The following is a 22,031-nucleotide window of genomic DNA, read 5'->3' as shown; positions in this document are numbered from 1 at the left end:
TGGAGGAGTCCCCTCACCGCCCTGGTACCGCAGGATCACGGTCCCCAGAGTTCCGATGCCGCGGACCAGACTGATGGCTCCGCGCGACGTGTCCTTCGTCAAATTGCAATCGCTGCGGATCTACGGACCCTTCGACCTACCCGACGCGCAAACGGCCGATGCAAGGCTGGAGGCGTTCCTTACTTCCCGGAACGGTCGAATGCTCCTGCGTCGAATCGACAGGAGCACAGCGAGTTTCCGTGCTCTCCGAGGAGACCGGACGGCAAACGCCCGCCTGGTGTATTCACGGAGCGACGCCAAGAGCATGGGTGACCTCTGCTACGAACTGCACGCTCGGCCGGCGTGCGAGTTCCCGATGGATATCACGCTCACCGACAGCTACGTCGCCTTCCGGCCGCAGCATGTGTGGTTCGACGGGATATCAGGCAGCGCGTACATCGGCGACATCATCGCCGCCATCACCGGTACCGACGCCGTGCGCGAGACAGACAGACGCGCAGCGTTCCTCCCCTTCATCACGGCCGTGTTCAGGACCGGCCTGTACAGGCCGTCCATGCTGCGTCACGCACTGACCTCACTCAAGGAACATCAGCCCAACCTCCCCCGTCCGACCCCACTTCCCGAGGTTCCTTGGCGTGTGACCAGGTGCGAGGTGATCGATGCGCGCGAGGCTCGGCAGTTCGCGGACCGACTGGGCGAAGGCGGACGCCGCATCTCCATCAACGAGGGCATCACGGTCGCGATCATCCGTGCGGTTGCCGCTGAGGTCGACCCGTCGATCGATCTTGCCGTCAACATGTCCGTCGACAGCAGGCGTTATATCGGAACCGAGCGCTTCGTCAGCGGAAACTTCGCGCCTGCGTTGAGTATCGGTAGGCTTCGTGAAGACGGCTGGTCCGGCCAACTCGTGAGTGATCGACTACGAGGCCTATTGGATTCCGCGGCGCCTCTCGGCTCGATCGTGCGCGGAGCGGTTCGTGATTTTCGGCCACCACCGTTCGTTCCGGACCGATCGAACAAGGGACCCTTCACCCCTGGCCGTCAGGTTACGATCTCGCACGTCAAAGGAACACCGGTCTTCGAACATCTGCCGTGGTCCAGCACACGAGTCCGGCACCTCTACTGTTCCGGTGTCTTCGACGACGGCCTCGGTCTCAACATCTACACCGAGCGCTCGGAGAACGCCATCTGTCTTGCGGTGGTGGATGATTCGAATCTGATGAACGTCGATTCGTTTTTCGAGCGAGTGTTCGCGGAAATGGGCGCCACTCTCACCGAAGACTGGTGGGCACATGACCCGCGCTGACGTGATGGCGACGAAGAGTGTCTTCGTGCTGCGCATGATCGACCAGGGCATGTGGTCGCTCGGATTCTTCGCACTCAATCTTGCAGCAGGCATCGCACTCCCCGTCGATCAGTTCGCGTCCCTGTCCGTCGCTGCCGCAATCGGATTCATCGCCGTCGGCGCATCACGGGCATGGGGTGTGAACTCCGCGATGGTCGCGGCGGCGCGATTCGGTGTTTCACCGGAGACGTCGATCGACCGATGGTCGGCATGGCGAGGCGCATGCTTGTTCGCCACCGTCGCCGGGCTGATCGTGTTCGGCTGGGTCGGCCGCAGCGGTGACATCGGCCAAGCTGCAGTGCTGGGCGCGCTGGCCGCTCTGCTGGTGGTGTCCGACCTGCCAAGGCAGGTACTCATCATTCGGGGCGGGTACGTCAGAGCCGCGATGTTGAGCGGAATCTACGTCGTGTTCGGCGTAGTCGGGTCGCTCGCGTTCAGGTTCGATCAAGGCTTTGCCTACCTGCTCACGACGTGGTGTGTGGGGTTGGTTCTGATCCTGACCGTGGGCATAGCGTTCTGCGGTGACGAAACCACTGACATCGGCTTCGAATCCCGCATCGCGTTCGCGTGGCGCATGACCGCGGAAGCCTTGTATCTGGGTGTGGGAAGCCAGATTGCAACGCTTCTGCTGTATCTCGCTCAGGACGACGAGGCCACCGCAGGAATCAGATTCGCGTACGCACTCGTCTTCGCGCCGGCCTTTGTCGTCATCCAAGGTCTTCAGCCCTTGATCTTCAAGCACGTGGCGCGGATCAGTGCGGTAGGCCCGCGAGCCGCCGCCGCCGCGTGCATGAAGTGGAACGTCGTCGTCGCAGTCGGACTCGCGGTATGCGGTGTAGTCGGCGGCGTAATCCTGTCGACGGTGTTCGCCGAACTCGGGCCGAACGCCGCAGTGCCCTATATCGTGCCTGTCGGCATTGCCATTCTGTCCGCCCAGATGTTCGACGCAGCATTGCTCGGGTGCCGATTCTTCATGACGCCCGTGGTGATCCACCGGGCTCGCCTCGTATCCGTTCTCGCCGACGTCGGCTTCCAGGGACTCGGTGTGGCGCTCGGAGGGGCGGGAGGGCTCATCGTGGCCTTGGTCGTGACCAGTGGAGTGAGGGTCATCATCTCCACCGGGATGCTGCTCGTCCTTCCTCGCGTCGGGCGACCCGTGGAACCATCCGCATTGCAGGAAGGCCAGGCATGAGAATCCTGTTCGACGCCTATCACTGGTTCGAAGGCCCGCCTGCCGGCATCACGATCATTCACGACCTGGTGGAGGCATGGGGCTCCGAGTTCCAGGACGACGAGTTAGTTATTGCGCTGGCGCGTGATCCGTCACCGGACGAGGTAGCCGAGCTGACCGCTGCAGGTCTGAGTTGGATCCGCACGCGACTGCCGACGCATCCTCTCAAGAACGGATTCGAGCTCTCGTTCAGACGCGGTTTCGACTGTGTCGTGACCCAGAACTTCACCCCTCTGTTAGGTACGTCGGCCGTGTTCCTTCACGATGTTCTGTTCCAGTCCAATCCCGAATGGTTCTCGAGGCTCGAGCTGGCTTACCTGTCCATCTACCCCCGTAACGCACGCCTGGCGAACGTGCTGTTCACGTCATCGAGAACCGAAGCCGCCCGGATCGAGCACCATAACCCTGCGCTCAAAGGGGTCGTGCCCACCGGACTGGGTCTGTCGCAGGCGCTGGTGCGGGCAGACCCGTCGGCACCCGTCGATCTGAAGCTGCGGGAACGGGGCTTCCTGCTGTCCGTGGGCCGACTGAACGTGCGCAAGAACCTCGCGATGGCTCTTCGCAGCGCCCTCGCCGCGGGCATTGTGACCCCGGACTTCCCGTACGTCGTGGTCGGTGAGCGAAACGGAGCCGGTGACGTAGCCGACCCAGTCATATCCGCCGCTGTCTCGGACGGATCCATCGTCTACACAGGCTTCGTGGGCGAGTCGCAGTTGTCGTGGCTCTACACCAACACAGCTCTGTTCGTGTATCTCTCGCTCGGAGAGGGGTACGGTCTGCCACCCCTGGAAGCACTGCACTTCGGCGCACCTGTTCTTGTCAGCGACATTCCGGTTTTTCGTGAGGTGCTCGCGGGGCACGTCGACTACGCGGATCCGTCGGATCAAAGTGCCATCGGTGCCCGCATGCGACGCATACTCGACGAACCACGACCCGACGTGGCTCCGCACTTCGAGCCCAACAGTTGGGCCTCCGTCGTCACCACAATGCGGACCGCTGTCCAGACAACGAGGAGAAAATCCATGCTGCACAGCGTCATCGACAGGATCTACTGGCGTCTGCGACAACGTCACTTACCCGAAGACCTTGCAGCCGGAACGTTGCTCGGCTTCGTCTGGAGCCGAATGGTCCAGGCAGCCCGCGGGCAGGTATTCGGCATGCCCTACCTGAAAGGGCCCGCCGTGCACTTTCGAGGCCGCGGGGTTCGGGTGAAGAACGCGGCCAAACTTCAGGTGGGCAGCGGTGTCGTCTTCGGAGACGGCGTCTCCATCGACGCGCACTCCGCACACGGCATCATCTTCGGCGACTCTGTCACCGTCGGTCGGGGGTCGTCCATCAACGGGTCGGGAGTCATCTCGGAACCCGGTGTGGGAGTGAGCATCGGAAAGGGCACCGCGGTAGGGATGTACAACGTCATCTGGGGTCAAGGCGGGGTGACGATCGGCGAGAACGTGTTGATAGGGCCGCACGTCTCCATTTTCAGCGAGGATCATGGATCGGCGGATACGACCGTCGCGATGAACAGGCAGGGCTACCTGCGAGCCCCTACCGTGATCGGTGCGGACACCTGGCTCGGGGCGGGTTGCGTCGTGACGCGCGGAGTGACGATAGGTGAGGGCGCCATCATCGGCGCCGGCTCGGTGGTGACCAAGGACGTCGGGGCATACGAGATACACGGGGGTGTTCCCGCCAAGTTCATCAAGAGCAGGAAACCCGGATGACACAGCCTGACGTGTCGGCGGTGATCGTCACCTACAACAGCGCCCACGTCATCGAGGCGTGTCTCGGTGCACTCGTGGTCGACAGTGGCACAGCGATCGACAGTGACACAGCGATCGAGATCGAGGTGATCGTCTACGACAACGCGTCGAGCGACGAGACCGTAGATGTTGTGTTGGAACGCTTTCCGACGGTCCACGTCATCCGAGGCGCAGAGAACCTGGGGTTCGCCAAGGCGGTCAACAGGGCGGCGTCAGTAGCCTGTGGTCACAACATCATGCTCCTCAACCCTGACGCGGTGATCGACTCCGTGTCTGTAGGGGTACTCCGAGACGCCGTACCGAGCACCCGCGGCGGGGTGGTGGCGCCGATGATCGAGCATTCCTCCGGACTCGTCAGGGTGGTGTCCGCCGGAAGGATGCCTACGTCGTGGCGGATGTTCACCCATTACTTCGGTCTGTCGAGGCTTGCCGAGGGGCGTGAATGGCTGGAAGGACACTACTGTCTACCGTCCGAAGATCTCGAATCATCACCCTTCGAGGCTGATTGGGTGACTGGTGCCTGCTTGATGGTCGACGCAGAAACATGGCGTCGGATGGACGGCCTCTGCGAGAGATGGTTCATGTACGCCGAGGACATCGAGTTCTGTTGGCGTGTAGGCAAGGCCGGAGGTAAAGTTCTGGTCCAACCTGCCGCGACCGCACAACATCTCGTGGGTAGCAGCAACAGTGAACAAGCGACACACACCAACTCGGCCTGGGTGATCAACCTCTACGATTTCTATGCAGCTGACCTTGCACGCAATCGAGCTCAGCGGTTGTGGTGGGGCGTCGTCGTGTCCAGTGGCCTGAGCCTGCGTGCCTGTGTCTTTCTGATCCAATCGATAGTGGATCGACGGAATGCCCCGACACACAGAGTGTCTGCAGGCCGATTTCTCGAGCACTCTCGCGCGATAGCTGGGCGAACACTAATTTACGTCAACACAGCAGCGTGAATCATTCCTGCGAGCCGGCCATTCCGTTGGACTCGAGGTGAGAACGAAGAGCGTCGTCATAATCGCGGCACACACGGTCCCAGGTGTACAAGTCTTTCGCGCGCTGCACGGCGCTGTCGCTCAGTGATTGCTGCAGGTCCACGTCGCTGATCATCCTGTCGATGCCGTCGGCGATACTTCTACCGTCCGGCCGGACGAACAGTGCGGTCTCACCGAGGACCTCGCGGTTGTACACAGTGTCGCGAGCGACGATCGGTGCGCCGCACGCCATCGCCTGTACCAGAGCAGGATTGGTTCCACCTACGCTGTGGCCGTGAAAGTAGGCACCCGCGTTCTCCCACAGCGAGAACAGCTTGGCGTCGTCGCTGAGGTGACCGTACCAGCGCACGTTTCGATTCCGCTCGACAATGTTCGCAACGCGTCGTTCGATCTCACCGCCATACCCGGATGATCCGACTATCACGACATCCCAACGGGATCCGATGAGTTCGACCGCCTCCAGGAACTGGCCGATGCTGTTCTCCGGTACCAACCGCGCAACCATGAGCACGTACTTCCGCTTGGGCAAATCGTCGGGTGGATCTTCCCCGCTGCGGGGATCGCCACCGTAAGGAATGAACACCCCCTCGCGACCGGACAGCTCCTGCCAGCGAACACCCAACTCGCGCGAGTCGTAGATCAAGGTCGTTGCGAACTTGGCGGTGAGTCGACCCCCGACGAAGAAGATTGCCTTGGCCAGGCGGCCCCACTTCTCCCTCTCCCACTCCACGCCGTCGACGTTGACCAAGGTAGGAATTCCTCTGAATCTCAGCAACGGTAACCAGAACCCATTCGCTACGTTCATCACCAAGGTGACATCCGGCTTCGTGGCCGCGGAATGAAGCACCGATGTGAAACCGTAGGTCAGCGTGCTCGCTGATTTGCTGTCGACCCCTGGCGTGACCACCGAGCGCACCCGGGGATCGTTGTGAGCCGGGTTGCAGTCGAGTGACCTTTCGCGTCCGTAGACAACGACATCCCATCCATGTTCAACGAGATAAGGCGCAAGATGGCGAACGAGTGTCTCGAATCCACCGTAGAAGCTCGGATAACCGCGGGTACCGATAATCGCTACCGTCGGACTCAAAGGTGCCCCCACTCTTCGAATGAGCCTTGGTTGATAACGGACAGACCTGGCCCGGCGGGCTTGTACGGCCGATGCTACGCAACAGCGATTGGATTTGCTGGACGTAAGCTACGAATCCTCCCGCAGGTTATGGCTTTTCGGATGTAGTACGGGGTTCATGGGGGGCAATGTCCGAATAAACAGGGAGGCTGCCGTATTCGACCGAATGCTTTGTACCGCGTGACCGTATCCCGTACTTCATGCGTAGGCGAGGATGTGGCACGCGCCGGACGCGAAGAATGCTTGGTTCTTACGTGCCCACGACAAGTACTGGTCTCTACGCTCCGCCAGGGTTCTCCGGTGCATACCCTCTGCCGTCAACGCGCGATCCATTGTCGCTGTCTTTTTACCGTCCCCCGCCGACGCTGGGGTGCTGGCCGGTGATGGACTTGGGAGTCAAGCGCTTCTGATCGGAGCCGTCGGGCTTCATCGAGGTCAGCTCGGAGCCGGTCGACAGGCTGACGTCGGTGACGAGTTCGCCGGACGGCGTTGTGGCCCTTGTGTAGAAGATGCGAGAGTCGTCCGGGCTGAACTCCGGATGGACTGCGTACGTTGTGGTGAGCTGAGTGATCTCGCCACCACCCACGGGCATGGAATAGAGCTCCGATCCGTTGTTACCGCCGCGGTTGCTGGCGAAGACCACCGTGGATCCGTCGGGTGACACGACGGGGTCCGCATTCCAGAACTGGTCTCGTAGAACCACCTTCGATTCCCCTCCTGCGGTGGGCACTTCAAGGATGTAGCCGGCAACATCGAAGAGAAGGCGGGAACCGTCGGGGGAGAACGACGACCCGAACAGCGCCTCCTCGTCGGACACCACCCGCAAGTCGGTGCCGTCGGCGTTCATCACGCTGATGTTCTCGCCGCTCGTGAACGCGATCAACGACCCGTCGGGAGAAAACTCGGGCTGGCCCCCGCCTTCACGCAACGTGCGAACCTCACCCGACGCGAGGTCGCGGGCCACGAGCCCCCCTCGGACGCTGTAGACCACTTGTCTGCCGTCGGGCGACACCACCGCGTCGTCGGTGTAGTTCCCGTCGGACATGTCGTCGGCGACCGTCGGAGTGACCTGTCGCAGACCAGTCCCGTCGGCATTGATCACGAAGACCTGGCCAGCGCCGTCGTCGAAGGAGACGACCACGGGCGCCGGCGGGGCCGGCGGATCCGCCGAGCACCCGACGAGCAACACTGACGCAGCGACAAGGACCGCAGTCGATCTTCCGAGCCGCATCGGGTCATCCTTGCAGACATCCCCGTCGTGGGCCCGAGAATCAGGTTCCGTCTGCCTGAGACCTGCTGGCGGTAACGGCGCTGTGATACCCGGATCGGATGTGGGCGCGCATGATCGATTCGACCCATTCGGGGTCGCGGGCCTCGATGGCGTCGACGATTTCGAGGTGATGAAGGGCGCTGCGCATCAACTGACGCCCGCTGTAGCTGAGGAATGTTCGAGACGCCACTACTGGCTTCAGCATGCTGGACGTCATCTCCGCGATTCGAGCATTGGGGCACCGTTCCAGGATCGCCGAGTGAAAAGCGTTGTTCAGAACCGCGATCGCGGCGAAGTTCGATTCGCCCACCACCTCGGAATACATGTCGTCGGCCAAGGTGCGGAGCTGTGCCACGTCGTCGTCGCTCATGTTCTCCGAGGCCAGGCGCGCGGCGTGCGGTTCCATCATCGAGCGTGCGGAATACATCATCTCGACGGAATCCTGCGAGTATTCGACGACGCGGGCGCCCTTGTTCAGTTCGATGGTGATGACGCCGCTGCTTGCAAGCGCCTTCAAGGCCTCCCGCACCGGGGTGCGACTCACGCCGAAGCGTTCGGCCAGTTCGATCTCTCTGAGCTTCTCGCCGGGCTGATACTGCCCGCTGATGATGAGGTCGAAGATGGCCTTGCTGAGTTCGGACAATGGCGTGGCTCCTTGCGCGTCAGTCCAACCATTGTGTACGAGCCACGTCGTCCCGTGTACCACCACGGGACAGAAACGAGTACGAATCGGTTCCGGTGACCTTCTCCGAGTACCGGACCACGTCGAGATAGCGGTCCAAGTCGATGCCGGTGGCGACGCCCATGCTGTGCAGCAGGTTCAGCACATCCTCCATGGGTGCGTTCCCCAGGACGGATTTGTCACCCGGGAACCACATGTCTCCGCCGAGACCCCCGAAAGACGCCTCCAGCCAGTCGGCGCCCGCGGCCAGCGCTGCAAGGGCGTTGATCGGACCGAACCCGTTTCGGTTGTGCAGATGCACACCGACCGGGATGTCCGGTGCCAGCGACTTGGCGAGGGCGATACCGTTCTCGAACTCCGACGGGATCTCCATTCCACTGGTGCCGGCGAGATACAGCGAGTCGACGCCGGCGTCGATCACCCGTCGAAGAGCGTCTTTCAGTTCGTTGTTCGGGATCGGTCCCCGGCAGGTAGCGAAGAACGCCGTAGCCACGGCAGCAGTGACTTTCTTGCCCGACGCATGCGCGTGGTCGACCACCTGGGCCAGCGCCGCCAGCAACTGGTCGGGAGTTGCGTTCTGGTTGCGTCGAGCGGTCTCCGGATCGACCGGGACGACCATGACGATCTCGTCGATCTTCGTCTCGAGTGCGCGCAGCGCACCCTTGAAATTTGGCACCAGCGCCTTGTAGGTGACGCCGGGAGTCCTCGGCGCGCCTGCGATCACCTGCTCTGCATCGGCGAACTGGGGGAGCACGCGCGGGTGAGCGAAGGAGGTGATCTCCAGGGTCGTGAAGCCCGACGCCAACAACCCGTTCAGGATCTCCAGTTTGGCGTCCGTGTCGAGGACGTTCTCGACGGCTTGGAGGCCGTCCCGTAGGCCGACGTCCACAACCGTTGCACTGCTCGGTAAGTCGCGGCCGATCATCACACGGTGCCCTGACCCGCGAAGTGCGCGACCTCGTCCTCGGTGTACCCGCCCAGGCGGTGCAGAACCTCGGTGGTGTGTTCCCCCAAACTCGGACCTGGCCAACGCACACTGCCATCGGTGCGGCTGAAACGGGGGAAGGTGTTCTGCATCGGAACCGAGCCCAGCACCGGGTGCTCGGTCTCGATGATGCTGCGGCGAGCGATGAATTGCTCGTCTTCGAGCATGTCCGACGGCCGATAGATCTTGCCGGACGGGACAGCATGCTCGTGCAGAAGCTTCTCCAGCTCGGCGGCGTCGAGACCGGCAGTGAACTCGGCGACGAGGCCGTCCAGCTGTTGCTGCCGCTCACCGCGCGCAGTGTGAGTGGCGAAGCGCTCGTCCACGGCCAGTTCTGGTTGGCCCATGGCCTCGGCGAGTCGAGCGAAGACGGTGTCCTGGTTGGCGGCAATCAGAATCCACGCACCTTCCTTGGTCGGGTACACGTTGCTCGGCGCCACGTTCGGCAGGATCGCGCCGCTCCGTTCGCGCTGGTAGTTGGCGATAACCCACTCGGGAACAAGGGATTCCATCACGCCGAGCACGGCTTCGTAGATCGCGGAGTCCACCACCTGGCCACGGCCGCTGCGGGTGCGCTCGAACACCGCTCCCAGAGTCCCGATGGCCGCGAACAAAGCAGCAAGCGTGTCGCCTATCGAAATGCCCACTCGCGACGGAGGAGTGGACGGATCGCCGACGACGTACCGGAGCCCACCCATGGCCTCACCGATCGCTCCGTACCCGGCCCGTGACGAATACGGGCCTGTCTGACCGAAACCCGACACCCGCGTCAGAATCACGCTCGGGTTGAGCTCGGACAACTGTTCGTACCCCAGTCCCCAGCGTTCCAGCGTGCCCGGACGGAAATTCTCGACGACGATATCGGCATTCCGGATGAGGCGCTTCGCGATCGATTGTCCCTCCGTGGTGCGCAAGTCGACGGTGACCGACTGCTTGTTGCGACCGACGACGGACCACCACATGGACTCGCCCTTGGGGAGCGTGCGTCCCCACGCACGCATCGGATCACCGCTTCCCGGTTGTTCCAACTTGACGACCTCGGCACCGAGGTCGCCGAGTATTTGGCCGCAGAACGGGCCGGCGATGAGCTGGCCCATCTCTATCACTCGCAGCCCGGCCAAGGGGCCGGCCGAACCGTCGGATCGGGGCTGTTCCGTCATGAGCGCTGTCCGTTCTGTGAGCGAGTATGTATGCATTCAGTGGTTCAAGAGGTGTCTGAAGGCTACATAAGCACAGAAATGTATACAAACGCTTGACTTTGGTGATGCAGGACACATAGCGTGCCGAAGTGATCGAGGTTCGCTCGCGGGCCGTCGATCGCCGCACGGTTCGGACACGAGAAGGGCACCCGCTCAATGGAATCAATGTCGCTGGTCCACATCGCCATCAGCGTTGTCGGAGTGGTTGCCATCATCGTGGCCTTCAAGATCGAGCCGGTGATCGCGCTGGTCCTGGGCGGCGGATATCTGGGAATCGCGACCGGGCAGGGATTCGCCGGTACGACGACCGAGATGGTCGAGGGCTTCGGCTCGGTGATGACCGAGATCGGGCTGTTCATCGCGTTCGGCGTACTGCTGGGAGCGCTGGTGGAGGCACTCGGCGTTCCTCAACGGGTGGCCGAGGGGATGCTGCGAATCTTCGGGCGACGAGGGTTGCCCTACGCGCATGGACTCTCGCTCGGAGTTGTTCTCGCATCGGTGTTCGCCGACGTGCTCATCGTCCTGTCCGGCCCGCTCACCCGACACGCCTCGAGCAAGCTGGGGAAGAACGGGCACGGTCTGCTGTCGGGCGTCGCGATCACCGGCATCACAGCCGGCCTCGTCTTCGTCGTGCCGGGCACCGCACTGATGGCGGTGGTCGGCATCCTGGGCATCCCGATCGGAACCGCCCTTCTCTACGCGCTACCCCTCGGAATCGTGGCCATCGTCGTGACCGTTGCCGTGTACTCGACCCTCATCCGTATCGGACTGTGGGACGAAGCGCGTGACGAATCGGAGAGCCTGGGTGAGGCGGTTGCAGTCGGGGCCGAGAACAATTCGGCCACCGCTGAATCCGACTCCTCCGAAGGTGGCTCAACTCGAGGGAAGCGCACCGGGACGGTGACAGCGACACGGCCGAAGGACTCGGTGCCTCCGCTGTTGCTCCTTGCCAGCCCGCTGATCGTCGCCGTCGGCCTGATGCTCACCGGTGCGTTCCTGGCGGTGTTCGGAGTGGAGGGCCCGGTGACGGACGCGCTCGGCAACGTCAGCTTCGCACTGTTCGTCGGGGTCTGCCTCGCGTATGTCCTGGCGCGTCGCTACCTCGGAGTCGAGAAAGTATCGGCCGCAGTCGGGAACGGAATGCGTACCAGCGGCTCGATCCTCATTCTCACCGGCGTGGGCGGAGGATTCGCTGCCCTCGTCAACGGTTCCGGTGTGGGTGACCAACTGACGGACATGTTCGGAGCGAGCGGCGGCGCACCCATCCTGGTTGCCTGGATCATCGCGGCCATCCTGCACGCTGCCGTCGGATCCATCACCCTCGGCGCAATGACAGCAGTCGGCATTCTCGGACCCGTCGTCGCCGCAGCAAGCCCCAGCGGCGCAATGCTTCTCGCACTGGCCGCGCTCGCGGGCGCTCTCTTCGGAGGTCTACCGAACGCCAACGGATTCTGGTTGTTCAAGTCCGTCTACGGGTTGTCCGTCCGCGGAACCCTCAAGACCTACACCCTCGGCCCGTCGATCTGCTCCGTCGTCTCCTTGGTGCTCATCCTCATCGTGTCGACCGTGGTGTAGCACCCCAGACAGTCGTCCGCCAGAGTGCTTCGAGGATCACTGCACGGCTCATCTTGCTCGTGCCGAGTTCTCGTTCACGGAAGGTGATGGGCACCTCGGTGATACCCAGACCCGCCCGATGCACGATCAACGCCATCTCCACCTGGAAGCTGTATCCCTTCGACGTCACCGAATCCAAGTCCATCGACGTCAGGGCGTCAGCGGTGAAGACCCGGTAACCCGCGGTCGCGTCGCGAACTCTCAGAGGCGTCAGTAGACGGACATAGCTGTTCCCGGCCCGCGAGAGGACCTTCCGGGTCCACGGCCAGCCCTCGGTACGCCCGCCGGCGACGTACCGAGAGCCGATGACCAGGCCGACGCCCGGCTCGCCCGATGCCTGGATCATCGCCGGCAGATGCTCGGGAGCATGGCTACCGTCGGCGTCCATCTCCACCAGACGAGTGAACCCCCGTTCGAGTCCGATGCGGAACGCATCGAGATACGCCGTCGCGAGGCCCGATTTCGCGGGCCTGTGCAGCACCGAGATGCACGGGTGTTCCGCGGCCAACGCGTCGGCGATATCCCCGGTTCCGTCCGGGCTCGAATCGTCGATCACCAGAATCGATGCACCGGGCACCGCAGCGAGTGTGCGGTGGACCAGCGACTCGATGTTGCTGGACTCGTTGTAGGTGGGCACGCACACGAGCACGCCGGCGAAGTGATGTGTCACCGTTCCAACACCTTCGGGGTCCAGACGAGGTAGTAGCCGGCGAACTCGTCGTAGCGGGTGAAGGGGACTCGATTGGACAGACGATACGGAGTCTCCGCCGTCGTGAGATATTCGTTGATCTGCTTGCCGTTCTCGGTGTTGAGGTTGAGGTAGATCGTGCCGAAGTGGGACTGGTCGATCGCCTCGCGGTACGCCGGCATCCCGGTCTTGTTGCCGTAACCGAGCGCAAAGGTGTCCGTCCACAGAATCGGCTCCACCTCACCGCGCAGGGCGTAACGCTGAGCAGAAGGTTCCTCGCCCAGAATCGCTTTCCCCGGAGACGCAGCGATCTCGACGCGAAGTGCCGCGACCATGGCGGTGTCGTCGACCCATGTCGTCAAGAACTGCTGAGACTGAGTGAACCCGAGTACCGACTGCATCACCAGAACCGCACCGGCCACCGGTATGCCGACCCACTTGGCTCGAATGATCAACCACGCCAACAGAGCACCCGCCAGAGGCGCGGCGAAGACCAGACCGAAAGCGACGTGCTTGGAGAGCGACGTCTCCTCGCCGATCCGAATCTGCTGGGCCGGCCCGATGACCGAGAAAGCCAACATGACGAGCCCGATCGGCCACCGTCGGTACTGCGTCGCCGCGCCCACCAGCGCCAGGAGAAGGATCGCGCCGACCCACGTCGCGACGTTCGTCGACAGCAGTGATGCCGACGCGGGGGAAATGGGCGTCCGGTTGGTCGTCGTCGACATGATTCCCGGAATGAGATCCTGAGCCCAGAAGACCAGGATGAAAAAGGCCGTCGCCGTGCCCGACGCGAGCATGAGCAGAGCCTGACGCGCCGCACCCCAGCGGATGCTCGGCCACGCCAGAATCATGCCGATCACCGCGACGCCGGGCGCATAGACCGCCGTCGCATACTTCGTCAGGAACGCGAGAGCGAGGATCGCGCCGATGACCGGAGCCCACAACAGCGAATTCTGTTGAGCACTGCGTACAGTGAGCCAGAGCGCGACGGCGACGAGGCTCATGGCCATCGCGTCGAACGTCGCCATGTGGGACACGAAGATCACCGATCCCGACAACGTGAATGCGGCAGCCCCCAACAGTCCTGCCAGCGTGCCGAACAAGCGGTTACCTATTCCGTAGACGGCGACGATGGCAACCCAGGTGAACAACAAGCTGACCAGCCGCGCCGCTTCCAGACCGCCGACCGTATCGGCGAGCGCACCCAACACCGGGAACAGCCCCGGCGCGCCCGACAGATAGCCGCCCGGGTACTCGGTCACGGTGGCACCGTCGGCGACGTGCTCGAGCATGCGATGACCGATGAACAGGTACAGCCCCTCGTCCTGGAACGCGGTGTTGTTGGAACCCGGCCGCAGCGAAAGAACCGCCGAGACGACGGCCATGACGAGCAGCCACGGCCATGCCGCGGACGCCGACCACTCGATGCGGATCCTGCGTCGACGCTCCGGCACTCTCTCCGACGACGGTGGCTGTGTGAAGGTCATGACCTCCGAGCGAAACAGTCTGCGGCGGAGCGTCATCGGATCCAGCAACGACGGGAACTCCGTGCGCCAGAACATCAACGGATAGACGACGATCAGGTTGAAGACAGCGAAACCGATCATCGGAGCGTAGTTGGACCACCCGTACTGCGGTGCCCGCCAGAAGATGCCCACCCACATCAGCACCTGCACCAGGACCAACCAGGACGTCATGACGCGTTTGACGCGCCTCGCGGTGGTCGATCGCGTCTTGATTCCGGTGGCCTGCCAGGCATCGGTACGTCCGCGCATGACGTCGACGACCGCGAGGGAGTGGATGTAGGAGTAGAAGGCCTGAACGCGATCGAGTCCGAGGGTGCTCTCGCGGCCCATGGTGATGACCGGTACCAGCGCGAAGCGCACCACCATGGCCAGGAACACGAACAGGTAGTTGTTGATCGACACGTCGTCGGGCGCGAGGAACGCCATCAGAATCGGCGGCAGCGCAATGACATACACGTTCACCGCGGTGTCGATGTAGTACAGGAACCCGGACCAGAAGCACAGTCGCTGACGAAGCGTGAACGGCATCTTGTGGAAATCGCGTGACTTCAGCAAGCTCATGGATCCGTTGGCCCAGCGGTACTGCTGGTTGGCGAACTGGTCCAGAGTCTCCGGGCACAAGCCCTTGGACACCACGACGGGGACGTACCGCGTCCGGAACCCGACGCGCATGAGGTCGACGCCCGTGTAGACGTCCTCGCTGTGTTCGATCGCCGAGAATCCACCGCCGAGCTCCAGCGCACTCCGGCGGTAGACGGCGCAGGTGCCGACGCAGATGGACGCGTCGCTCTTGTCCCGCGCGGCCTGGATCCAGCGGTAGAACAGGACTTGTGTGGCGCCCGCGGCGTACTCCATCCAGTTCATTCGGTGCGTGGTGTCGAAGAACTGCGGACTCTGCACGATCGCCACGTCGTCCTCGGTGGTGTACGGCATGAGCTCGTGCAGATAGTCCGGCCGGGGCACGAAATCTGCGTCGAAGATGGTGATGAACTCTCCGTGGGACTCGTCGAAACCGAACCGCAGATTGCCTGCCTTCTTGAGGAATCCACGGTTGGGGCGCACTCGGTACTCGTAGCCGAAGGTCTCCGCCAGCTCGCGGACACTGCCTCGGTCCGAGTCGTCCAGCACGTACACGGTGATCTCGCCGGACCAATCCAACCGGCTGACATGCCAGAACGTGTTGTGCAGCACAGCAATGTCTTCCCCGGCGCTGGGAAGGAACACATCGACACTCGGATAGTGAACCGGCGCGTAGGAACGCACGCGTGCGATGTGTCCGGCCAAGGTGTCTCGACGCGGTTGCACGGACGTGAGCAGGGAGACGACCATCGCCGTCGTCGTGATGGCAAGGGGTATCAGCAGGGGTATGGCCCACATCTGGCCCTGGACGAGATACAGCAAGCTGACCGTCGTGAGAAAACCGCCGAACGTGGAAGCCAAAGGAATCCAACGATTTTCACTCTGGAGATAGGAATCACGTTCGACGTCCGTCGGCGGCGACGGCAAACCTGGATCGGTAGGAGGGGACACGAGCGCTGGGTCGACGGACCGGGATGCAATCGCAATCCGGTCCTCGTATGTAGATGTCATGGAGGCCAATCGACTGTTGTAGTTTCGATCGCAGAGGAAGAAAGATGGTCGACGCTGACCTGAGTGACACCCGACTTCCTGAAACCTACCTCGAGTTTGGTTTGACCGCTTTTCGAAACCTGTCCGCTGTTCGACCGACACATTGGATCCTCATGACCCGCTTCACGCTCGCGTCCCTGGCTGTGGTCACGACGGCAGTGCTCGCAGCGGCAAGTTGTGCGGCCACCGCGGACACGCCACCGCGAACGTTCGGCCTGTCCTCGCAAGGCGAGAACTCGGGTGTCGCGACGGCGTTCACGACCGGGGATGCGCTCGACCGGTCCCCGGAAGTGATCAACTACTTCGAGGCGTGGGCCTGGGAGCGCCCACTCGCGCTCGACACCCTGTACGACATCCACGACCGAGGAGCCATCCCTGCCGTCACGTGGGAGCCGTGGCATCCCGACGAAGGCGAGTATCAGGAACGATTCCGGCCCGCGCGGATCGCAGCGGGGGAGTTCGACGAGTACATCACCGGATGGGCGAGAAGTGCCGCCGAGTTCGACCAGCCGATGCAGCTGAGGTTCGGACACGAAATGAACGGCAACTGGTACCCGTGGTCGGTGGACGGTTCACGCTCGACCGCCGAGGACTACGTCGCCGCCTACCGCCGGGTGCACGACATCTTTCTCCAAGCCGGAGCCAGCAAAGTGCAATGGGTGTGGTCCTACGACGCCAGCAGCGACCGCCCAGGAGGGCTGGACATCGCTGCGCAGACCTACCCCGGCGACCTCTACGTCGACCTCGTGGGAATCGACGGATACAACGGCGGGGGTGAAGGGACGTACTGGCAGACCCCGGACAACCTCTTCGCCGACGCCATCGCTACCGCGAACTCGGTGGCACCCTCCAAGCCTGTGTGGATCTACGAAACCGGCAGCGGAGATGCCCTGGGAGACAAAGCGCAATGGATCACCGACCTCTTCGCCTACCTCGGCACCACCCGCGTCTCGGGGCTGCTGTGGTTCGACTTCGACAAACCAGGCGAAGCCAACTGGTTGCTCGAAAGTCCGCAATCGGCACTGGATTCCGCCCGAGCAGCGCTGAGGGAATGGTGATGCGGGTCAGTCGCAGCAGTCGCAGTGATCGGCTCCGGCCGAGGCTTGCGCGGATACCGGCGTCGCGCAGCAGGTGTCGCCCTTCCACGCGTTCAGCCCTTCCTTGACGGCCAGGCCGGCGATCACCAGTGCCGCGATCGGATCGGCCCAGGCCCACCCGAAGAGGCTGTTGAGCAGGAGCCCGACCAGCAGGACGGCCGACAGGTAAGTGCACAACAGTGTTTGTTTGGAGTCCGCTACCGCGCTCGCCGACCCGAGCTCTCGGCCTGCACGTCGCTGAGCCCAGGACAGTGCAGGCATGATGGCCAAACTCACTGCCGCGAGCGCAATTCCGATGGACGAGTGTTCGGCATCGGCGGCTCCGAAGAGTGTCCGGACGGCATCCACCGTGACGTAGAGCGCGAGCCCGAAGAACGAGAACGCAATGATGCGGAGCGCGACCTTCTCCCTCGACTCCGGATCCGAGGCCGAGAACTGCCACGCAACCGCGGCCGCGGACGAGACCTCGATGATCGAGTCCAAACCGAACCCGATCAGTGCCGTCGAAGACACCCGGGCACCCTCGGAAATGGCGATGACCGCCTCGACGACGTTGTAGGCAATCGTCGCCGCCACGAACCACCGAATACGCCTGGACAGCACTGCCCGTCGACGAGCGTTCGGAACCGGGAGTCCGATGTCGGTGGCCATCAGCAGCAGTCCTCGGTGGTCGACGCCGGGCAACACGTGGGATCCACGGCGAGAACGACCTGCAGCAGATCGTCCAGAGCCCGCCCGATGTTGGCGTCGGCCAGCTCGTAGCGTGTTCTCCGGCCATCCGGGACCGCGACGACCAGACCGCAGCCACGCAAGCACGCGAGGTGATTCGACATCTTCTGACGTGTCACGCCCAGGTCTGCCGCAAGCTCGGCGGGGTAGGCCGGCGCTTCCTTCAGCGCCAGCAGTACCCGCGTACGGGTCTCATCCGACAGGGCATGGCCGAAGCGCGACAGCACCGATACACGGGTCAGGACGTCCATTCCGGTGACTGTACATTGAAATCTGTATTCAGGAAATACTGAACTATCGGCGGGCGTCCACCAGGTCCGCCGCCTCCTTCAACCCGAGGCCAGGATGACGTTCACGCAGCAGCTTGACGGCCTTCACACGTGACGGAGCTTCGGAGATCGCGTCGGCCACGTCATCGACCGGAATGGTGGCCGGGTCGACCCGCTGAGTGCTGGGATGGTGGGTGCGTCGACGAATCAGCTCCGTCACCTGGACGACGACGAGCAGTGCCCACGCCAGGACGAGGAAGATCTGCCAGGGCGACCGCTCGTCGAGCGCGCTGTCGATCACGCCGGGACCGATCACGGCCAGCAGTGCCAACATCAGAACTGGGCCCCACGTGTCGGCGAATGTGTTGTCGAACCATCTTCGCGTTCCCATGGGACCCAGCTTCACACGAGTGGCGCCGTCGATGCACGCGCCGAACCGCTGATCAGGCGAAGGGGCAGTTCACGGTGTACTCCCAGATGGTGTCCGCAGGGCCCGTCACCTTCACCAGAACGGACGTGTCGCCACCGGGCGGAAGAGCGACGACGGCGGAACCGGTGCCCTCGTTGATGTTGTCACCCACGGGGCCGATGCTCTGAACCAGGCCGCCCTGGTAGAACACCTCGATGACGTCGGGAACGCTCTCGGTCTCGTAGTTGATCACGAACGACGCAGGCCCGGGCCGTCCCAAGTCGTGATTGGTCTGGGTCACGCCAGGACCACCGGAGACCGTGCCCTGGTTGCACGGCTGGCGCGGAGCGAACGACCCGGTCCCCGGAAGGCTGTTGAGGATCGAGCTGCCGCCGTTGACGATGCCGGTCACTCCGTCGACGATGTTCCCGTTCAGAACGCTGCTACCGCTGTCCAGAATTGCGCTGCCGCCGCTGATGGCTCCGTCGGCGCTCCCGACCGACGGCTGCGCGGACACACCGCCAGGCGCGAGGAGAAGAGCGGCGCCGAGTGTCGCAGACACAGCGATGGAACGTCGGATCAGTCTATTGCTCAACATGTTTGCTCCGCACACGTAGTTTCGAACGACAATGAGTGTCATCGGTCGAATCAATGCTTACAGGGGGCGAGCGGAACGGGTATCCGGCAATCGGATTACATACGAACGAACGACACGGAAACCATGGGGCATTCCGGGGTCAGCAGGTGGGGACGTCGACGGTGATGCTGGGGTCGTCGACGAGAGGCTGCGTGGGAACCAACGCTTCGCCCGGAACGGTGGGCTCCTCGACTTCCCATGTCACTGTCGAGGATTCACCCGGCGGGATGGTGACGTAGGCAGCTTGTACGGGGTGGCCGAGTTCGACGCCGCCCTGAACGGCGAAGGCGCTGAGCCCGTCGACCTTCGTGGAGAGGATCTTGGCGCCCTGGGTTGCGTACAGGTAGACGATGGACTCGTTGGTGCCGTACGGAACGCCCGGCTGGAAGGTGCTGGCGACGTACTGCGTCAGACCGTTCGGATCCACGGTGTTGGTCAATGTCGCTGTGACAGTCGACTTCCGGGTGGGACCGTTGCAGCTTTCCGCGGTGTAGGTGATGTCGCGGGCCAGGTAATAATCCAGCTTGTTGCCGCCGGCGTTGTTGACGATCACATTGGCATACGGGACAGGTTCGGTCGGCAGTGCATGGCCGATCTTGGTCGCAGCCAGAATTTCTTGCTCAGCCGGGTCCGCGCTCCATACCGAGATGCGGCCTTCGCTTCCGGCGCGGCCGACGGCGTCGAGCAGCTGGCGTGTCGGCGCCACGCCCGTCGTCATCTTGGCCACGACGGTCGCTGCGATCTCCTGCAGGTACGCCTTGCGTGCGATCTGATCGTCCCCGAAGCGCGCGTACGCGGTGGACAGTGTCACCTCGACGACGTTGTCTCCGGAAATCACCTCGCCGTCGGCCAGACTGATGGGTCCGGTGGCGTCGAGGATGTAACTCAGAGCAATCGGATCGGTCGCGATGGCACCGTTCAACTGCTCACCGGTCTGCTCCGTCCACATCGACGACCAGATCTGTCCCGCGTACGGGAAGTTCGGGCTCGCATTGGAATTGCGGAAGTCGACGGTGGTGTTGCGCGGCGCCCAGAGCGCGTTGTACTCCGACCCGAGATCGATCGGCTGCTCGGCGAACTCCAACTCGTTGTTGGCGCCCAGGGTATCCACGCGAGCGGTGCCGTTGTCTGCCCTGATGATGCCGAAACCGCCCAGAAGACCGCCGGTTCCGCGTGCCTCGGCGTTGGTCTGGAACGCCATGAAGTACGAGCGCGGTCCGTCAGCACCCATCATCGACGGAACCAAGCGGCTCGCGGTGTAGGTATTGGTGAGCAATCCGGCAAGATCGTGCGTCTGGTTCTCGAGCTGGACCCTGGCGTCCTGCACCACTCCGAGAAACGCCGGATCCTCGATCGCCTGAGCCTGGGCGTACAGATCCTCCGCAGCGGCGGACGTCTCGGCGAGAACCGGCTCGGCATCCGTCAACGCCTGCAGGTTCACTCGCCCGCCGCCCTCGATGACGCTGTTGGGTGAAATACTTTCGCTCGCAGCGGACGCCGGTTCCAGCACGTCCACGGCGAGACCGTGCACGACGTCGGCGATATCGGACACCGTCGCGAGCGGGCTGCCCAGGTAGGGGATCGCTCCCGCGACGGAGAACGGAATCGACGACGCGGCGTCCTGTGCCTTCTTCGCGGAGTCCGACGCCTCCGCCGCTGCGGCCTGCGCACCGGCTACATCACCGTCGAGCAGAGAATCCTTGGCTTTGTTGGCGGCGTCGCGCGTCGTCTCGAGGTTGGACTTCGCTGTCACGGCCTCGTACGCCAGCCATGCCACGAACGCGACGAGGAGCACGAGGACGATCACGACGGCCCACAGAATCGGGCGCTTCTTGCGTCCACGTGACGATGAGCGGGTCTCGGTACCGGTCGTCATGTCGCCAGAACTCCTGTGGGCTAGGTCGGTGAGCGTCACACCCTGAAAAATGTGACGATGCTCTGGAAGAGTAGCGATTAATTCACGTGAATGACATTTCAAGCAATCGAAACAATGCGCGAAACCGAGGAAAGGCCAACGCGTTAGCGTGATCGTAACGTGATGGTGCTTACATACGACATTCGAGTCGAGTTTCGGCAGACGTACGAGTTGGGGTGAAGAATCGGTGCAGGGCGACCGACTGGGTCGAAGTGGCGGTGACCCGTCACATTCGAATGCGGGAGTTGTAGCGCTCGGTTCGTGGGATGCAACAACCAAGGAAGTGTTCGACAAGATCGTCGCCGCAGGCACTCTCGCGGTGCTCGCTCCGGTGTTCGTGTGCTGCTGGGTCTACGCCAAGGTCACCGGTCCCTCGAAGGCTCCGGTGACCACGCTGCCCCGGCTCGGTCTCGGCGGTGAGGCGTTCGACCTGCTCAACTTCTCTGCCCCGGCTGACCAGCGGAAGACCCGGCCGCTGGTCAAGTACGGTCTGATCCACCTGCCTGAGCTGCTCAACGTACTGCGCGGAGACATGAGCCTTGTCGGTCCACGGCCCCGGCCGGTACGGACATCACAGTCGCAGCTGCCGATCGAGGTTCGGCTGCGCCCGGGCATGACCGGACTCTGGATGCTCACTCCCCGGACCGAACTGACACCGCAGGACATTCACTCGCTCGACAGGACGTATGTGGAGTCCTGGTCGCTTTTCCGTGATATCCGCATCTTGATCCTGACGGCCGGCGCGGTTCGTTACGGCTGGAAAACGACCTGACCTCGTGTGATTTCCCGTCGAAAAACAAGCAAGTCGACCTTTTTCGGGATCATTTCTGAGGGTTCGCCGAATCCCGAACATCGAAATGCCCCGACATTTCCCGGCAAGTAGAGCAATTGCCGCCCGTCCACTAGTTTGTAGAGGGGCCACGAG

Annotated in this window: 19 protein-coding genes; 7 read left to right on the top strand and 12 right to left on the bottom strand. The window is 63.0% G+C overall.

The window, feature by feature from the left end:
• Positions 1-73: 73 nt before the first annotated feature.
• Genes CH289_RS05560 through CH289_RS05550 form a run of 4 tightly spaced genes read left to right on the top strand, consistent with a single transcriptional unit; the run spans position 74 to position 5,289 of the window.
• Positions 74-1,306, top strand: coding sequence for a hypothetical protein (locus CH289_RS05560; protein WP_094727520.1), 1,233 nt, complete (start codon positions 74-76; stop codon positions 1,304-1,306).
• Positions 1,293-2,537: a hypothetical protein gene (locus tag CH289_RS28175; protein WP_179276740.1), complete on the top strand. Its 1,245-nt coding sequence runs from the start codon at positions 1,293-1,295 to the stop codon at positions 2,535-2,537. Before CH289_RS05560 ends, CH289_RS28175 begins: the two co-directional genes overlap by 14 nt.
• The gene (locus tag CH289_RS05555) at positions 2,534-4,297 is read left to right on the top strand and encodes a glycosyltransferase (protein WP_179275368.1); all 1,764 of its coding nucleotides are present in this window, start codon (positions 2,534-2,536) and stop codon (positions 4,295-4,297) included. The genes CH289_RS28175 and CH289_RS05555 overlap by 4 nt, the downstream gene beginning before the upstream one ends.
• The gene (locus CH289_RS05550; RefSeq protein ID WP_037158554.1) at positions 4,294-5,289 is read left to right on the top strand and encodes a glycosyltransferase family 2 protein; all 996 of its coding nucleotides are present in this window, start codon (positions 4,294-4,296) and stop codon (positions 5,287-5,289) included. The genes CH289_RS05555 and CH289_RS05550 overlap by 4 nt, the downstream gene beginning before the upstream one ends.
• A 1-nt stretch (position 5,290) precedes the next feature.
• Here CH289_RS05550 and CH289_RS05545 read toward each other — a convergent pair whose 3' ends face one another.
• From CH289_RS05545 to CH289_RS05525, 5 genes are all read right to left on the bottom strand, one after another.
• Positions 5,291-6,427, bottom strand: coding sequence for a glycosyltransferase (locus CH289_RS05545; RefSeq protein WP_306427513.1), 1,137 nt, complete (start codon positions 6,425-6,427; stop codon positions 5,291-5,293).
• A 373-nt stretch (positions 6,428-6,800) separates the two neighbouring features.
• Positions 6,801-7,685: a TolB family protein gene (locus tag CH289_RS05540; protein WP_094727518.1), complete on the bottom strand. Its 885-nt coding sequence runs from the start codon at positions 7,683-7,685 to the stop codon at positions 6,801-6,803.
• A 40-nt stretch (positions 7,686-7,725) separates the two neighbouring features.
• On the bottom strand, positions 7,726-8,367 hold the full coding sequence (locus CH289_RS05535; RefSeq protein WP_094727517.1) for a GntR family transcriptional regulator: 642 nt from the start codon (positions 8,365-8,367) through the stop codon (positions 7,726-7,728).
• 19 nt (positions 8,368-8,386) lie between these two features.
• A complete protein-coding gene (locus tag CH289_RS05530) occupies positions 8,387-9,331 on the bottom strand; it encodes a beta/alpha barrel domain-containing protein (RefSeq protein ID WP_094727516.1) in 945 nt (314 codons plus the stop codon).
• On the bottom strand, positions 9,331-10,551 hold the full coding sequence (locus CH289_RS05525) for a CaiB/BaiF CoA transferase family protein (RefSeq protein ID WP_094727515.1): 1,221 nt from the start codon (positions 10,549-10,551) through the stop codon (positions 9,331-9,333). Before CH289_RS05525 ends, CH289_RS05530 begins: the two co-directional genes overlap by 1 nt.
• Positions 10,552-10,755: 204 nt before the next feature.
• Here CH289_RS05525 and CH289_RS05520 point away from each other — a divergent pair, with 204 nt between their 5' ends.
• A complete protein-coding gene (locus tag CH289_RS05520) occupies positions 10,756-12,165 on the top strand; it encodes a GntP family permease (protein WP_094654221.1) in 1,410 nt (469 codons plus the stop codon).
• On the opposite strand, the gene CH289_RS05515 is transcribed toward CH289_RS05520, so the two are convergent.
• A complete protein-coding gene (locus CH289_RS05515; RefSeq protein ID WP_019663948.1) occupies positions 12,143-12,874 on the bottom strand; it encodes a polyprenol monophosphomannose synthase in 732 nt (243 codons plus the stop codon). The genes CH289_RS05520 and CH289_RS05515 overlap by 23 nt on opposite strands.
• Entirely contained in the window at positions 12,871-16,011 is a 3,141-nt protein-coding gene (locus CH289_RS05510; protein WP_094727514.1) for a glycosyltransferase family 2 protein, read from the bottom strand. Before CH289_RS05510 ends, CH289_RS05515 begins: the two co-directional genes overlap by 4 nt.
• 152 nt (positions 16,012-16,163) lie before the next feature.
• Between CH289_RS05510 and CH289_RS05505 the strand changes: the two genes are divergently transcribed.
• A complete protein-coding gene (locus tag CH289_RS05505) occupies positions 16,164-17,108 on the top strand; it encodes a glycoside hydrolase family 26 protein (RefSeq protein WP_157773149.1) in 945 nt (314 codons plus the stop codon).
• A gap of 6 nt (positions 17,109-17,114) precedes the next feature.
• Here CH289_RS05505 and CH289_RS05500 read toward each other — a convergent pair whose 3' ends face one another.
• From CH289_RS05500 to CH289_RS05480, 5 genes are all read right to left on the bottom strand, one after another.
• The gene (locus CH289_RS05500; RefSeq protein ID WP_037140162.1) at positions 17,115-17,798 is read right to left on the bottom strand and encodes a cation transporter; all 684 of its coding nucleotides are present in this window, start codon (positions 17,796-17,798) and stop codon (positions 17,115-17,117) included.
• Positions 17,798-18,127 carry an ArsR/SmtB family transcription factor gene (locus CH289_RS05495; RefSeq protein WP_033189070.1) on the bottom strand — a complete coding sequence of 110 codons (330 nt, stop codon included), beginning with the start codon at positions 18,125-18,127 and terminating at the stop codon, positions 17,798-17,800. The genes CH289_RS05500 and CH289_RS05495 overlap by 1 nt, the downstream gene beginning before the upstream one ends.
• A 43-nt stretch (positions 18,128-18,170) precedes the next feature.
• On the bottom strand, positions 18,171-18,536 hold the full coding sequence (locus CH289_RS05490) for a hypothetical protein (protein WP_037184456.1): 366 nt from the start codon (positions 18,534-18,536) through the stop codon (positions 18,171-18,173).
• 52 nt (positions 18,537-18,588) lie between these two features.
• A complete protein-coding gene (locus CH289_RS05485; protein ID WP_026347577.1) occupies positions 18,589-19,152 on the bottom strand; it encodes a hypothetical protein in 564 nt (187 codons plus the stop codon).
• A gap of 139 nt (positions 19,153-19,291) precedes the next feature.
• Positions 19,292-21,067: a DUF4012 domain-containing protein gene (locus CH289_RS05480; RefSeq protein ID WP_094727513.1), complete on the bottom strand. Its 1,776-nt coding sequence runs from the start codon at positions 21,065-21,067 to the stop codon at positions 19,292-19,294.
• Between the two features lie 226 nt (positions 21,068-21,293).
• On the opposite strand from CH289_RS05480, the gene CH289_RS05475 reads away from it, so the two are divergent.
• On the top strand, positions 21,294-21,878 hold the full coding sequence (locus tag CH289_RS05475) for a sugar transferase (protein WP_020110663.1): 585 nt from the start codon (positions 21,294-21,296) through the stop codon (positions 21,876-21,878).
• The last annotated feature ends 153 nt before the right edge of the window (positions 21,879-22,031 follow it).

This window comes from Rhodococcus sp. RS1C4, from assembly GCF_002258225.1.
Lineage (GTDB): Bacteria > Actinomycetota > Actinomycetes > Mycobacteriales > Mycobacteriaceae > Rhodococcoides > Rhodococcoides fascians_E.
This window is presented reverse-complemented; position numbering and strand designations above follow the sequence as displayed.